The organism is Clostridium hydrogenum (assembly GCF_021432385.1).
GTDB classification, from domain to species: Bacteria; Bacillota; Clostridia; order Clostridiales; family Clostridiaceae; genus Clostridium_S; species Clostridium_S hydrogenum.
The window spans coordinates 190874-206428 of sequence record NZ_JAEACT010000004.1; the positions used below are offsets into that span (position 1 = coordinate 190874).

General features: G+C 30.2%; 13 protein-coding genes. 4 read left to right on the plus strand and 9 right to left on the minus strand.

What is annotated here, in order from left to right; genetic code table 11:
* Positions 1-207: 207 nt before the first annotated feature.
* From CUEA01_RS19210 to CUEA01_RS19245, 8 genes are all read right to left on the minus strand, one after another.
* On the minus strand, positions 208-348 hold the full coding sequence (locus tag CUEA01_RS19210; protein ID WP_234123540.1) for a hypothetical protein: 141 nt from the start codon (positions 346-348) through the stop codon (positions 208-210).
* Positions 349-540: 192 nt separating this feature from the next.
* The gene (locus CUEA01_RS19215) at positions 541-699 is read right to left on the minus strand and encodes a YibE/F family protein (protein ID WP_234123541.1); all 159 of its coding nucleotides are present in this window, start codon (positions 697-699) and stop codon (positions 541-543) included.
* Positions 686-1861 (minus strand): YibE/F family protein, encoded by a 1176-nt coding sequence (locus CUEA01_RS19220; protein WP_234123542.1) that lies wholly within the window; start codon positions 1859-1861, stop codon positions 686-688. The genes CUEA01_RS19215 and CUEA01_RS19220 overlap by 14 nt, the downstream gene beginning before the upstream one ends.
* Positions 1862-2189: 328 nt before the next feature.
* Positions 2190-6002 carry a 5'-nucleotidase C-terminal domain-containing protein gene (locus CUEA01_RS19225; RefSeq protein WP_234123543.1) on the minus strand — a complete coding sequence of 1271 codons (3813 nt, stop codon included), beginning with the start codon at positions 6000-6002 and terminating at the stop codon, positions 2190-2192.
* 262 nt (positions 6003-6264) lie between these two features.
* Complete coding sequence (locus CUEA01_RS19230) at positions 6265-7053, minus strand: SGNH/GDSL hydrolase family protein (RefSeq protein WP_234123544.1); 789 nt, start codon at positions 7051-7053, stop codon at positions 6265-6267.
* 150 nt (positions 7054-7203) lie between these two features.
* A complete protein-coding gene (locus CUEA01_RS19235) occupies positions 7204-8202 on the minus strand; it encodes an ABC transporter permease subunit (protein ID WP_234123545.1) in 999 nt (332 codons plus the stop codon).
* A 12-nt stretch (positions 8203-8214) separates the two neighbouring features.
* On the minus strand, positions 8215-9120 hold the full coding sequence (locus CUEA01_RS19240) for an ABC transporter ATP-binding protein (RefSeq protein ID WP_234123546.1): 906 nt from the start codon (positions 9118-9120) through the stop codon (positions 8215-8217).
* A gap of 1136 nt (positions 9121-10256) precedes the next feature.
* Positions 10257-11075 carry a nitroreductase family protein gene (locus tag CUEA01_RS19245; protein WP_234123547.1) on the minus strand — a complete coding sequence of 273 codons (819 nt, stop codon included), beginning with the start codon at positions 11073-11075 and terminating at the stop codon, positions 10257-10259.
* Positions 11076-11326: 251 nt separating this feature from the next.
* Here CUEA01_RS19245 and CUEA01_RS19250 point away from each other — a divergent pair, with 251 nt between their 5' ends.
* Complete coding sequence (locus CUEA01_RS19250; RefSeq protein WP_234123548.1) at positions 11327-12214, plus strand: LysR family transcriptional regulator; 888 nt, start codon at positions 11327-11329, stop codon at positions 12212-12214.
* On the opposite strand, the gene CUEA01_RS19255 is transcribed toward CUEA01_RS19250, so the two are convergent.
* On the minus strand, positions 12211-12762 hold the full coding sequence (locus CUEA01_RS19255; protein ID WP_234123549.1) for a biotin transporter BioY: 552 nt from the start codon (positions 12760-12762) through the stop codon (positions 12211-12213). The genes CUEA01_RS19250 and CUEA01_RS19255 overlap by 4 nt on opposite strands.
* A gap of 313 nt (positions 12763-13075) precedes the next feature.
* On the opposite strand from CUEA01_RS19255, the gene CUEA01_RS19260 reads away from it, so the two are divergent.
* The 3 genes from CUEA01_RS19260 to CUEA01_RS19270 all read left to right on the plus strand — a co-directional run bounded on the left by CUEA01_RS19260 (position 13076) and on the right by CUEA01_RS19270 (position 15526).
* A complete protein-coding gene (locus CUEA01_RS19260) occupies positions 13076-14092 on the plus strand; it encodes a sensor histidine kinase (RefSeq protein ID WP_234123550.1) in 1017 nt (338 codons plus the stop codon).
* Between the two features lie 96 nt (positions 14093-14188).
* Positions 14189-14827 carry a response regulator transcription factor gene (locus CUEA01_RS19265; protein ID WP_234123551.1) on the plus strand — a complete coding sequence of 213 codons (639 nt, stop codon included), beginning with the start codon at positions 14189-14191 and terminating at the stop codon, positions 14825-14827.
* Positions 14828-15067: 240 nt separating this feature from the next.
* Positions 15068-15526: a hypothetical protein gene (locus tag CUEA01_RS19270; RefSeq protein WP_234123552.1), complete on the plus strand. Its 459-nt coding sequence runs from the start codon at positions 15068-15070 to the stop codon at positions 15524-15526.
* Positions 15527-15555: the final 29 nt, after the last annotated feature.

Genomic DNA, 15555 nt, shown 5'->3' on the forward strand with positions numbered 1-15555 from the left:
CTTTTGTCAGGTAAATCTTAAATTATATGCTTCGCTTAGCACCATAAATGGTGCTATTGCGTAAGCAATAAAAAAATAAGTTTTAAGATTTTCTGTAGCTTTGCTACAGAAAATCATCCTTCATTGTGAATTGTGAATCGTGAATTGTGAATTGATTTAATTCTTAATATTTAAGTTTTGTGTATAAAATAGTTTTGTGTAACAGCCCTATATAATAGGTGGAATATCATATAATGGATTTATAGGTGGATTGAAATTAGCATTTACTTCACATTTATCAAGAAATGCTTGTCCACCAGTCATGTTTAATAGTTGTTCATCTGTTAATTTTTCATTTTTATTTAACATTTTTATCACTCCTAAATATAAAATTAATTTTTTGCTATTATATGTAAATATTACTACTTATTTTTTTATAAATCAATAATTTCTTAAAAATACAAATATTATATATCAATTAATTCTCTTCAGATGCTTTTTCCCCATATTAATCCCAACACAAACAGTTAGACATTGTTCCCATAATATCTTTTCCTATATTCAAGTCACGCCTAACACTGTTCCCATAATAGAAGCCAAGGTTTTTTTATTTATTCCGTTAAGCCCTATCATTAAAATACATACTATTATTATCGAGGACATAATTGTCATTAAAAGAGGTTTATTCATACATAAAAACAAAGATTTATACTTTTTCATCTCTATGACCTCCAAAATTTATTGTTAAGCTTCTTAAATTAGCCATAATAAAAATTGTTATAGGCATAGTCCACAGCAATCCTATACTTCCCGCAAAGGCATTTATTATATCTGCTGTTATAGTTTCCATATTTATAATTTCTGTATACGTAACTCTTTCTGCAATAAATAATAGAAACAAATTAAAAGCCCCTCCTGCATAAGCAAGTATAAGCGTATTAGTCATAGTTGCCATTATATCTTTTCCTATATTCATACCAGCTTTAATAAGTTCTTTTTTATCTATATTAGGCTTTACTTCTATAAGCTCATTCATTGCAGAGCAAATAGATACACTTACATCCATAATTGCTCCTAATGCTCCTATTATAATTGCTGAAAAAAGTATATATTTATAATCCAGGTTCATGCTTTTCCCAACATAAGCCATAGTTTCAGCTTCATTTCCTGTAATACCCGTTACCTTGCATGCATTTCCAAATATAACTGCTATAACTGCTGCAATTACTATTCCGCTTAAAGTACCTAAAACAGCTGCTATACTCTTTTTACTTAAACCATTTATAACAAGAATAACCACTGCTGCTGTAACTGTAGTCACTACTATTGTTGCTAAAATAGCATTAGCCCCAGACATAATTATTGGCATTAAAACTTTTAATATCATGAAACCAGTAAATATAAGTGTCAAAACAGATTTTATTCCCTTTTTGCCACATATAAATACTATTGAAACAACAAATATGCAAATTAAAAAAAATATATACTTGTCCCTTACAATTTCATAAAGATGGATAGAGTTCATTTTTCCATCATTGCCTACAGTATAATTAACAAGTATCTCATCGCCTTCACTAACTACTATTCTTCTAACATCAACTGCTTCTATGCTATTTCTTATCTTATATTTTTCTCCCTGATGCTTTCCATCAAGTATTGTTATTTCAAATTCCTGCTTAGCAGTCGTGGAGGACGTTTTTGCATTTTTAAGTATGTATAAATTATCAAAAGTGATTTTATCAACACTGGCTTTTGCAAATGCATAATTTCCAGAAAATCCTTTGCTGTTATTATTTAAAGTGAAAGAATATATTATAAGTCCTAAAACAAAAATGCCTATTACACCTAAAGTTGCATATTGAGGCTTTAAAAATTTTTTCAACAAAATCCCACCTTATTTAAAGATATACTATCTGAAAAGCAGAGTACAGTTAAGGTTGATTTACCTTTCGCTCTGCTCAGCTAAATCTTAAACTTAAATGTCGTCAGCTTCGCTGAGCGCCATACATCACGCCATTGCGTAAGCAATAAAAAAATAAGTTTTAAGATTTTTCTACGCTCGCGGAGAAAAATCATCCTTCATTGTACTCTGTCATCTGTACTCTGTACTCTGAGTTAAATTGTAAATTACCTATCTTAAATATTTTCTACACAAAAGGTGAAGGGGCTTCTTTACAACTTCAAGCTTGCCTTCACCTAAAGAATAATTTTTATGCTGCTTCTTCTTTATTCTTTTTATATTTTGCTGCAATAAACATAGCTGCTCCAAGAAGCACAATTAATGCTCCAATTGCGATCATTAACTCTGTATCCACTGCGTAGCCTGTTTGAGGAAGTTTGCTTATGCTGCCACTTGAAACTACACTAGAAGTTTTATTTCCAGTGCTTGCTGCTGTGCTTTGGTTACCAGCATTTGTGCCTGTACTGCTGCTACCATTGCTTCCGTTTCCATTTGTACTAGTTCCACCATTATTGGCTGTATTACCACCTTGACCTTGACTGCTTGAAGGTGCTGCTCCGGAAACAAGAGGTGATTTATCTTCCACTACAAGATGTTTTCCATTTAAGGCCTCAAGTGCGCTAGCTAGTGAATCTCTTACTGGTACTCCTGTATCATAAACATTAGTTGCCCCTGAAAAATCATATTGATCTCCACCTGTAGCCATAAAGTCATTTGTTACAACGGAGTAAGTTTTATTCATATCAATTGGAGTGCCATCATCTAAGAACATAGCTGTTATTCTGCTTCCTGCCTTTGCATCTTTATCGTAGTAAACCTTCACTCCAGCAAGTTGAACCCAACCAACATTATTATTTTCTATACCATTTTCAATTACTCTTTTAAGATCTGAACCTTTAAGATTCATTTTAACAAGAGTATTGTCAAAAGGCATTACCGTATAAAGATCACCCATAGTTATGTTTCCCTTTGCTATAGGTTCTCTAAGGCCACCACCATTTTGTATTCCTATTTGAGTTCCTGCTGCCTTTCTCATAACATCTGCAACCCATTGTCCAAGTATAGAACTTCCAGTTGCAAACCTATCATGTGTAAGTTCTGTATCCGTAACCCCTTCTACCTTACCCAATATAGGTTGAAGTTGTGTATTGTAGGAATTATAACTATCTCCAGCATTAGGATCTGCCACTAATTGAGATTTCCTTTGAGATATATTATCTACATTTGGTATTATAGTTTTAACTTTTCCTGTAGTCTTGTCAACAACAATAGATAAATCCCCCAAAGCTCTACCTGCATAATTATCTTGAAGCACTGGTTTATTATTTACAGTTCCACATACAGTTAAATGTGTATGTGCTGATATTACTGCATCTATGCTGTCAACCTTGCATAAACCAGAATCAACTACTTCTCCAGTTATATTTCCATTAGCATCCTGCGCTGTTCCCATATGCGTAAGTGCAATGACAACATCTGCCTTTCCTTCTGGAAGAGTTCCTGATTTAAGTTTATCTGCCCAAATCTTTGCACATGCAGCTGGATCTCTAAATTCAAGGGTAGCTACATTTTCAGGCTTAGTTTTATAAGCAGTTTCTGGAGTTGTAAGTCCAACAAAACCTATTTTAAGCCCATCTACCGTTACCATTTTATAAGGCTTCGCCCAAGTTACAGGTTCTCCTGTTTTTTTGTCGTATATATTTGAAGCTAAATAATCAAAATTTCCATCCTGTGCCCATTTTGAAATCCAATCCATTCCCCAATCAAATTCATGGTTTCCAACAGCTGATGCTGCAACATTAAGCTGCTTCATCATAGCAGACACAGGAGCTCCGTGAGTTAAATTAGACATAGCACTTCCCTCATAGTTGTCGCCGCCCGAAACAACAACTGTATCTGGATTTGCATCCTTATACTCATCTATAGCAGTTACAAGCTTAGCCATACCAGGATTTTTACCAGTATCACCAGGATCCTCTGCTAAATTACCATGAAAATCATTAAAAGATACTACATCTACTATCTTATCTCCATTTGGATTCTTAACCTTTTTTACATCATTCCAAGTAATAGGTTTTGAATTATAATCAGGAAGAGTTAGGCTTCCATTATTTATATACTTAGCTGCCAAAGATCTTTCATAAGTATTCCAATTGTTACCTATGATTTTCCAATTGTTATCGCATACTGGAGTTATTGTTCCACCTTTAACCTGCTGTATATATGATATTACAAGGTCTCTTACCCTTCCATCTCCAAAACCATTTGTCTTATCAGACTCTCCTACAAGTGTTGGAAGTGTATCCCCTGCTTTAAATACAGTTCCTGCTTTTAAAAGTTGTGTCTGAGCTCTATAATTGTTTACTGTCATATACAATTCATCTGTATCCTTTATAGGCGTACCATCCATTTTAGTAAGGTTTCCAATCCTATTTCCTGGATCTTTTGATACATCTATTGTGTATTTTACCCCTGAAAACATATCATAATTATACCCTGGAATAGAATTATTAAAGGATATTGTTAAATCTCCCGGTTTATAAGTATTGTAATAGTTAGCTGACCATTCCATATACTTTTTAAGCTGACTTCCAGTTATTTTCAACACAAATAAAGTATTGTCGTAAGTATATATATTTGCAGAATCGCATCTTTTGATTTGGCCTTGAACCATATTTTGAGTATCTTTAAACATTGCTGCTGAGGAAACATCTATAGGATGTCCTGCAATTTTTTCTCCGTAGTACATTTGAACTTTATTTATAAGATCAATCATAGCTGTAGGTTGAAGCTTTGCTTGTGCTATACCCTTAATGTCATTTTTAGGAGCTAAGTCACCGCCTTTTAAAGTTCCTACAGGAGTATTTGCATCATCTATAGCAGTTTTATTATAAGATTGAAGAGAAGCTGTCATAGCAGTATCTGGCTGATAAGTAACACCACTCTTTGAAGACATATCATAAGCAGCAGTAGTTATATCAGTACCTTTATTGCTTATAACATATTTACCAGTTGAATCTTTAGTTAAGTTAATATTTATTTGTGAAAGAGTTTTTCCCCACTTATAAGGTTCTACAATTACAGTTCCTTTAGCTTTAGCTGTATTATATTCATCCATACTAGCTGCATGAGTATTACCATCCATATCTGTAGCTGTTACTGTTCCATTATTTAAAGTGTACGTAGCTTTATTATAAAAATAATCTCCAACTATTCTATCATGAAAATGAGCTGCAACAAATGCATCAATTTCAGGACAAGCTGCAAGCACATCATTTACTCCTGAACCTGGCTCATTGTATTCTTCTGTTTCTCCCATATGTTCTGTTGCAATTATAACATTTACATTTTGCTTCTTTAGTTCTGCTATAGCAGCCTTTGTCTCATCCACAGGATTTGTAACCTTATAACCTTGAAGATTAGCAGAATCCCATCTTGTTATATTAGGAGTTACCATTCCTATTATACCAACCTTTACTCCGCTTCTTTCAACAATTGCATAAGGTGCTGCAAGTCTTGAACCATCTTTGTTATACACGTTTCCACAAAGTGCCTTTCCCTTAAAGTTCTTCATAATATTTTGAAGTGCAGGAACTCCATAGTTGAATTCATGGTTTCCATAAGTTAATGTGTCATATCCCATTTGATTCATTGCATCAATCATAGGATTTGAAGCTGTGTTAATAAATAGTGATTCTGAATTATCCTGAATTATATCTCCGGCATCTACTAAAATTGTGTTGTTAGGATTTTGACTTCTTAGAGACTTTACTGCAGTTTCTATTTGAGCAAGACTTCCTGTTGTATCCGGAGCATTTACAGCATAATCATAAGGCAGAAATCTACCATGTGCATCCGACGTTGCCAAAATTTGCAGTGACATTTGTCCATTACTATCGGCTTTAGTAGACTTTTTTGCATTCTCTGTCAAATCAATAACTTTTGAATTTTTGTCAGTTGTTGCTGCTTTAACTGGCATGTTTCCAAACAATCCGAAAACCATTGCACCTGACAGCATTAAAGAAAGTAGTCTTTTAGATTTTCTTATTGATCTAATTATCATTTTTTTCCCCCTTGCATACTTTAAATTTGTATGGAACAGATTATATAATATACTAATTCAATTTTTTCCATTACCACCAAAATGTTAATTGTCTGTTATTTATTCTTAACACATTATACATTTACTATAAAACTAAAAGGCAAATTATTTTAAATGCTTAAAAGTTTCAATTTTCTAAACTTTTTAGCATTTTAATAATTTGCCTCTTTAACGTATTAAAGATATACCATTTGGAAACTTATAATTTATTTGTAATAGTTCATTACTGCTTCACAGCTTCCTCTATCCTTTTAGCTATTGCAATATATCCAGCACTGTTGGGATGAAAATTATCAATTGTAAGATAACTTTGAGCATTATATCTAAAAAGATCATACGTTGGTATAAAAACTGCATTAGAGTCATCTGCTATAACATCTTGAGTTCCACTATTCCAATCATCAATAAGTTTGATTTTATCGGAATTTATATTTTCTCCAAAAGGATTGTATAATCCTATACAAACAATTTTACAATTTTTATTTTGACCTCTTATAGTATTAAATATATTTTTTAAATTATTTAGATATGAATCCTGAGTAGCTTTAAATTGTCCTTCTTCAGATGATACATCAGCATTTTTAAACTTTGTAATTTCGTTTCCACCAATGGATATTAATATTATGTTGCTATTTTTAATAAGCTTGGCTGCCTCACTACTTTTAACTACCTGCAAAAGTCCATCAGAGGTATCTCCATTTATAGCCAAATTATCTAGCCTAACACTCTTGGAAGTTTTTGTTTGCAAATAATCAGCAAAATTTCCTGCAAAACCTTTATTGCTTTCATCACCTGTTCCTTTTGCTAATGAATCCCCCATAGCTAAAATATTATAACTATTTTTATCGTATTTAATGGAATTTTTAACTTCAACCGCGTTATTATCTTCTTTAGCAACATACTTATCATTTTTCCCTGTTGTTAGGGAAATTGAAGTTATAAATCCCCATATAGAAACTGCAATTACTGCTATGGCTATTATTGTTACTCCATGCACAATTATTTTTTTCAATAGTTTTACTCCTCTCCCTATATAAAGATATACCATTGTGAAACTTAAAATTTATTTGTACCAAAATGCCGTCTTCTAGGCATTATGGTACACATGAATTTTAATAGTTGATCTTGTATATATATTAAACGTACTTAACGTCCCAGTATCCTAAACAAGTACATCCTTCCTAGAAAATACAATAAAACTTATTATTAACGAACCTGCCGCCCATACAATTAATGTGCATATTGAAAATGTAAGATTCATGCCATCTACGACTCTAAATCTTCCAGATAAATACTGCGGTAAATCTAGATTAACTGCAAAAAAGTATTTTGCTAAAGGCCAGTCTGTTAAAAATACACTTAAAAGGCTTCCTCCAATTAAAGTTGACATCATAATTCCTATAGATGCCGCTGTACTTTTTACTAAAATTGATACCATAAATGATATTGTAGCTATAATTAAGGCAACAAAAAAATTTAAAGCACAAACAAGTAATAAATATTGCCATTGATAAATTTGTACAACACTTGAAGAGTCAATTTGACCAGCAACAGCTTTATATCCACTTATAACAGGTTCCATAAAGCCAAAGTCTCTAAAAGTAATTTCTGAAACAATCATCGATACAAAGGCTGACAAAAAAACTACAAAAGCAGACATTAATATTAATGCTATGTATTTACTTAAAAGTATTTTCCATCTTGGAACTGCTCTTGTAAGCAAAACCTTAATCGTCTTTGATGAGAATTCACCTGAAACGCTATCTCCTGCAAGTATTATTATAAGGAGTGGCATAAGCATCATTGCAGACTGTTCCATAAATTGTGCTGTAAATTTAGAAGCAGACAAAGCTGATGGATTTATGTTCTTTTTTAAATAATATTTATACTGTTGAAGCTGTATTTTCATAACTTTTTCATCCGATGCCTTGATATCTTTATACGTAAGTTTATTATTAATATCAGCCATAAGTTTATTTATAAGTGGCCTCCAATTATAATTTCCTGTTTCACTTTTCGTGTAACTACTTATGGTTCTCTGGTATCTTATATTTTCTCCATAAGTAAAAGCTATTGTTTCAATTAATATTATTGCTAAAATAAGTACCAGCTTCTTCTTAAAAAGCATTTTAATCATCTCGTTTTTAATAAGCTTTACCACATTTTTCACCTCCTACTTCCCTTCCGTAATATTTAGAAATAAATCTTCTAGATTTTTGTGTTTTATATCCACAAACTTAACTTTTAATCCTTCCTTTATAAAGCAGGAATTAATTTCATCTATTATTTCTTCGTCATCAATAACCGCTTCAATTTTTCCATTCCTTATCTCTGCGGATATTCCCCATTGTTCTTTAAGGATTTTACAAGCTTTTTCATTATCGCTTAACTGCCAAAACACCTCATTTGTATTAATTAATTCATCAACAGATGCATTCTTAAGTATACTTCCATCCTTTATAATTGAAACCTTATCACATATAAGTTCAATTTCAGCTATAAGATGACTTGAAATCAAAACAGATATTTTTTCTTCTTTAGAAAGTTTCTTAATCAAATTTCTAAGTTCATTTATTCCAGCAGGATCAAGTCCATTTGTAGGTTCGTCTAAGATAAGTAATTTAGGATGTTTCATTATTGCTTGTGCAAGCCCCATCCTCTGTTTCATTCCAAGTGAATAAGTATTGACCTTGTCCTTTATATGCTTTTCCATATCTACCAATTTAACTGCATCTAAAATATCTTTTTTAGTTACATTTCTATCCATTGCAGCAAGCATTTCTAGATTATCCATACCGCTCATATAACCATATAAATCTGGTCCTTCTATTATACTGCCTACATTCGACATTGCCTTCACATAATCCTTAACTATAGAATGTCCACAAATTTCTATTTTTCCAGAAGATGGCCTTGATAGTCCTACAATCATTCTTAAAGTAGTAGATTTGCCTGCTCCATTTGGTCCTAAAAACCCTAACACCTCTCCTTCCTTTATTGAAAAACTTATACCCTTTATAATTTTCCTACCACTTATAGTTTTATGTACATTTTCAAGTGTTAAAACTTCTTTTTCCACCTTATCACCCCATTGTCTTATAGATATACCTGTTGAAACAGCGAAATTACAAATGCCAAATGTATCCTGACAAATTACAATTTGTCGAGGAGAAGCCAAAGTACAAAGTACAGAGTACAAAGTACAATGAAGGATGATTTTTCTCCGCTATCGCTACGAAAAATCTCAAAACTTATTTTTTTATTGCTGCGCAATCGCGCCATTAATGGCGCTCAGCGAAGCTGAGGACATTTAAGTTTAAGATTTACCTGAGAGAATCGAAAGGTAAATCATCCTTCTTTGTACTCTGTACTTTGTACTTTGTACTCTGCTCTAAAAATTGTAATTTACAGGCATAAATTTGGAGTTAGCAATTTAGATTTTTAAAGTAGTATATCTCTAATTATATTAAAGTTAAAAGTAATAAAAAAGTTACCACAGTCATTTTAACTGTGACTGCAATAACTAAAGATAAACCACTGCAAAACTTAAAATTTATTTGTACCAAAGTACCATTTTCCGGGAATTTTGGTGCAAATAAATTTTAACAGTTGAGCTGGTATATCTATAAAGGTATGCCACTTTAATCAATGGCTATGTTTTAAATAAGTGTTGATTTTCACACTTATTTAAAACATAGCCTAATCAATATACAATTCATATTAATTATTATGATCAATTTTTGCAGTAATATCAACTAAATGTTACAGAAAAAATTTTTTAACTGTGAATTTTATAATACAAATTCATTTAAACATTGCACAGAAATAAGGATGTAGTGAAACTATCAAAATAACATGGGACAGGTGCGTTAAAAAAATGATGTGGCATACGAGTGTCGAAGAAATATTTTAAATAAAATTAATACAGTAAATTTATTTATTTGAGGAATAATTATTGTTTCTGCATGATATCAAAATTCCGTAGGCACGTAGGAATTTTTACATTAAACCACGTGTAATGCGAAGTAAGTATATTGCAGGATAATTTAAATAAAATTTTATAAATCTTAGGTAAAAAACTTTAAAAGTCTTAGATGTTTCAATTGTCTGAGCATCCTTTCAGCGAGTTATTGAAACTTCTTAGACTTTTAAAGTTTTTTGCCTTAGATTTATTAATTTTATTTAATATCCTGGAATATACTTACTTCGCAATGTTTACTTCCACAAAACATCTGCTTCTTTTCTTGGTACAGTTCTAAAATATTTAACGTCAGGATATCCAAGAACCATACAAGTTACAATTTCTTTTCCTTCCTTTATTCCAAGAAAATCTTTTATTTCTTTATTTCCTTTTGCAGCTACAACGAAGAAACCACTAAAAAATGTTCCAAGTCCAACGGCATCTGCCATAAGCTCCATATTTGAAGAAGCTAGTGCACCATCAACCTGAGAATTTGCTGTTACTACTATTACAGCTGGTGCATTAAAAAACAAGCTATCATTTTTAGCATCTGCTTTAAATGCATTGTACATATTTAACCACATCTGTGCATAGACTTTATACTTTTCGTTTTCTGGAGTTAAATTTCCTAAAATATTTTCAGCAGAGTTCTTTAAGCTATCCAATGCCATATTTCTTAGCTTGTCTATTCCTTCTGTTACTACTGTATAAGCTACATCTTGTGCATTAGTACCAGTCTGTGTAAATCTGCCAGCTTCTATTACCTTTTCCAATTTTTCTTTTTCTATGTTTTGATTTTTAAATCTTCTTACACTTCTTCTAAATTTAATAAAATTCATTAATTTATCTGCATCTATTTCAAATTCATCTTTATTATAAGCTTTTACTTCTTCCATACTATATTCATCTGTAGTCACTGCATTTTTAGGACATACTGCAATACAATGTCCACACTTAAGACAAGTTTCATTTTTAACCCTAGCTTTTCCTTCAACTAATTCTATATCTCTTACAGGACAATCCTTAATACACTGGCTACACCCTACACATTTATCCGTATTTACTTTCATCATTTACATTTCTCTCCTTTTTACATTTATAAATAAAATTTATAGTAAGTTTATTTATGGGCTTATATATTATGTACTACATTTCAGATTTTATCACAAAATATTAAATTGTGTCCAATTAATAATATTCACTTTTGTATAACTTTTAGTTATAATATGTAGATGGGCAACTTTAAATATAGAAATTACAAATGCCAAATATATCCTGTTAAATTACAAATTTGTGGAGAAGAGTACAATGAAGGAGTAGTCAAATGAATTTACAGCAATTATATTATTTTAAAAGACTTTCAGAAACAAAAAATTTTACTATTGCAGCTGAACTAGAATCAGTAACTCAACCAGCCCTAAGTAAAGCTATTGCAAAATTGGAGGATGATTTAGGTGTAAATCTCTTTGAAAGATATGGACGAAATGTAGAATTAACTAATTTAGGCAGTAGTTTTTTAAAGCATGTTATTGCAGCTCTTAAAGAAATTGAAACTGGCACTGACGAATTAAAAAATCTTGCTGGTTTAAATAATGACATTATTTCTATTGCCTCTACACACTGTATTAGCACTTATTTTACCCCTTTTATGATAAGTGGCTTTTTAACGCTTTATCCTAATACAAAATTTCAATTTATAAATGAATCAACTGAAGAAATATTAAATGACTTAAAAAATAAAAAAATCGATATAGGCTTTTATGACGATATTGATAGCAGTACTAATTATTCTAATATTAATACTTTTCCTGTAAAAAAAGAAGAATATGTTTTAATAGTTCCTAAAAAACATACCTTCTCAAATAAAACTGAAATTTCATTAAAAACTCTTAAAGATGAACATTTTATTATAGCTTGTGAAAATAATACTAACAAAAAAATATCTTGTACTGATTTTATTAACAAAGCTAATATTACTTCTATCAAACCAAGCGAGACAAATATGCTAATTGGTCTTGTATCCGCTGGCGCTGGTATAACAATAGTTCCAAATACCCCACTTATAAATACAAATACATTATCAAAAATAAAAATAAAAGAAAACATTGGATACAAAACAATAAATATAGGCTATAATAAGGATTCAAATCTCTCAGAAAAAACAATGAAATTTATAGAATACGTTAAAAATAGCAGTACTATTAATAATTAGTTTTCTCTTCTTATTGCTGGCAAAACCTTAACTCCAATAATTGATGCTATAATACATTTAATTAAATCTCCTGGGATAAATACAAAGAATCCTATTTGGAAGGTTTTTAACAAACTTATATTAACTTTTGATACATACTTTAATATTATGTACATATAAGGTAATCCAACTAAATAAACAAGCAAACTTCCTAAAATACATGCAATAACTGTTTTTATTATTCCCAACTTGTTTTGAGTCTTTGTAATTTTTCCTATAAGAAGCGGTGCTATAATAAAACCAATTAAATATCCAAAGGAAGGCGTAAAAATAGTTGAAACTCCACCTGTTCCTCCTGCAAATACAGGAATTCCTATAAGTCCAATAAGTACATATATTAATTGCGACAACATTCCTAAGAATGGTCCAAGTATTATTCCTGAAAGTAAGGTAAAAAAGCTTTGAAGTGTGACTGGTACAGTTCCTATTGGTATACTAATAAATCCGCCTACAGCCGTCAAGGCTGCAAACAATGCTACTAAAATCATGTCTTTTGTCTTTATTTTCATAAAATGTCCCCCTAAATTTTTATTGTAAACTTAAAACGATAAATTTAGTTTACAATAAAAAATTATAAACTTATCAATAGATTCTGTCAATATTTTTAATTTTGATATAAAATAATTATAGAATACGCCTGAATTGATGAAAGGACTTTTTCATATGAATAAACTAATCACCTTATGGACCTTTATAAAACCTAAAGTAAGGTATGTATTTTTGATATACACTGCCTTTCTACTTTACAGAAACAATAAAATTAATCACACTTACTCATTTTTTTTAATACTACTGGATGTTTTTCTTATTATCTATACTTTCGTGCAATTAAATATACTGTATGCACAAAATTCTAGCAAAGACTATAAAAGCTCTTTTTTTATAATTTCCATAATTACTTATAGTTTAATTTGGATTTTAGGAAGCTGTGATAATATATATTATTTTATTTTGCTTGGTGACTTATTTCACATAAAGAATAGTACGAGACGAATAAAATTTCTAATTTTCCATACTTTAATTTTTGCTTTCATAATTTGTTTTAGAGATCTATCATTAAAAACTTTATCTAATAGCCTATATATTATAACCTTTGCATTTTTAATTTATGGACTGACCTTCATAACTTTTTACTCAATTCATAAACTTAGATGGGATAGAGATAAACTAAAAATATTAAACGCTAATTTAATAGAGTATTCTTTTAAAGAAAGAGAGTTCTTAATTTCAAATGAAAGAAACAGAATATCCCAAGAACTTCATGATTCTATAGGACATTCACTTATGGCTCTTTCTATGAATATTAGATATTTAAAAGCTATAAAAGACACCAATAAAATAGATAAAGAACTTGATGATATAGATGTTTTAGTAAAAGAGAGCATAGATACTCTTAGAAATACGGTATATAATTTAAGAAAGCTAGATCAAAATTTTAATTTTGAGAAACAAGTAAAAAGCATAATTCAAAAATTTAACGAATTAGGAATAGTAAGAATTAATTTTGACTGTGATACATCAATAGAAAATGAATCAGAACACATAAAAGATATTTTGCTTACAACCATAAAAGAAGGAATAACCAATGGTTTAAAACACGGCAACCCTTCTGAAATAAATATTTCTGTAGAATTAATAGTTTCTGCTGAGAATATATCGTTAATTAAATTACTTATTGCTAATAATGGACAAGGTTGCAAAAGTATAGTTAAATCGAATGGTCTTAACGGAATTACTGAAAGAATAGAAAGTATTAACGGAACCGTAACCTTTGAAAGTCCTAAAAATAAAGGCTTTATTATAAAGGCCTTAATAAATGGAAACCAATGCGAAACTTAAGTTATACATGTTTCAAAATGCTATCATCAAAGCATTATGGTACATGTATAACTTAATAGTCGAGCTGGTTTTCCTACCAAAGGAGGCAAATTAAAAATGATTAGAGTAATGATAGCAGATGATCAATTAATTGTACGAGAAGGCTTAAAAAAGATATTAAGTCTAGACAATGAGATAGAAGTAGTATCTGAAGCCTCAAATGGCTATGAAGTTCTTGAAAACTTAGGTAAACATATTGTAGATATAATACTAATGGATGTAAGAATGCCAAAAATGGACGGAATAAAATGTTCAAATCTCGTAAAGAAAGATTACCCTAACATCAAAATAATAATATTAACCACTTTTAACGAAGATGATTATATTTTTGATGGAATTGAGAGTGGTATTAGCGGATATTTACTCAAGGACAGCGAAATTGACTATATTATAAAAAGCATAAAAGAAGCCTTTAATAATAAAATGATGTTTGATCCAAGTGTTACTCCAAAACTTGTAAATGCTTTATCTAATAAAAGTTCAAAACCAAACAAAGCTGAAATTTTAAATTTATTAACAGCTAGAGAAAAAGACATTGTGAAGCTTGTTATTGATGGAAAAAGTAATAATGAAATATCAGACATTCTTTTTATTTCGGAAGGTACAGTTAAAAATTATATTTCAAAAATTTTAAAGAAATTAAATTTACAAAGAAGAACTCAATTATCTGCACTTTTTCTAAAAAATGATTTTTAAAAAAGGCTATATTTTAAAAGAAAGTTGATATGAGCTTATGACATCAACATTCTTTTAAAAATAGCTAAACTTACTAAAGGAAGCTATGTTTTAAAAAGTAAGCATTTATGTTACTAAAGTAACATAAGTGCTTATTTTTTTTCACAGAATGTTACTTATTTCACATTTAACCTATCTTCGTTTCGTTATAAATTATAAATGAGGTATATAAAGATATAGATAATTGGAGGTAATTAAAAAATGAGCAATTATATTAGTAATGTACTAATTGGTTTATTAGTGTTATTTATAATATTTTATAATCAAGTTAGAGTTAGACAAGTACGTAATGACATGAATTTAATTTTTCCAATAATTCTTATAGTATTAGGTCTATCAAATCTAAAAAACTATTTTAATACTCACACTTTAACTTTTATATCACTAATATCAATTTTAATAAGTTTATTTATTCTAGCAGTTGCTATGGGTGCTATAAGAGCCTACACAGTGAAATTATGGTATGAGGGTTCTATCCTATTTCGCCAAGGGACTTTACTAACCATAGTATTATGGATTGCATCATTAATACTTCATTTCACAATTGATTACGCTGGACATACCGGTCAGGCTACATTACTAATTTATTACGGAATAACTTTATTTACACAAAGATTGGTAGTATACTCACGCTCAAAACATATTGTTTCAAATACCTAAAAAACAGTTTTCTAACCTAATAATAAAAT

Excerpts from the sequence above, each read along its gene's own strand:
- CUEA01_RS19210 (WP_234123540.1), bottom strand. The coding sequence starts at position 348 with ATGTTAAATAAAAATGAAAAATTAACAGATGAACAACTATTAAACATG.
- CUEA01_RS19215 (WP_234123541.1), bottom strand. The coding sequence starts at position 699 with ATGAAAAAGTATAAATCTTTGTTTTTATGTATGAATAAACCTCTTTTA.
- CUEA01_RS19225 (WP_234123543.1), bottom strand. The coding sequence starts at position 6,002 with ATGATAATTAGATCAATAAGAAAATCTAAAAGACTACTTTCTTTAATG.
- CUEA01_RS19245 (WP_234123547.1), bottom strand. The coding sequence starts at position 11,075 with ATGATGAAAGTAAATACGGATAAATGTGTAGGGTGTAGCCAGTGTATT.
- CUEA01_RS19250 (WP_234123548.1), top strand. The coding sequence starts at position 11,327 with ATGAATTTACAGCAATTATATTATTTTAAAAGACTTTCAGAAACAAAA.
- CUEA01_RS19255 (WP_234123549.1), bottom strand. The coding sequence starts at position 12,762 with ATGAAAATAAAGACAAAAGACATGATTTTAGTAGCATTGTTTGCAGCC.
- CUEA01_RS19265 (WP_234123551.1), top strand. The coding sequence starts at position 14,189 with ATGATTAGAGTAATGATAGCAGATGATCAATTAATTGTACGAGAAGGC.
- CUEA01_RS19270 (WP_234123552.1), top strand. The coding sequence starts at position 15,068 with ATGAGCAATTATATTAGTAATGTACTAATTGGTTTATTAGTGTTATTT.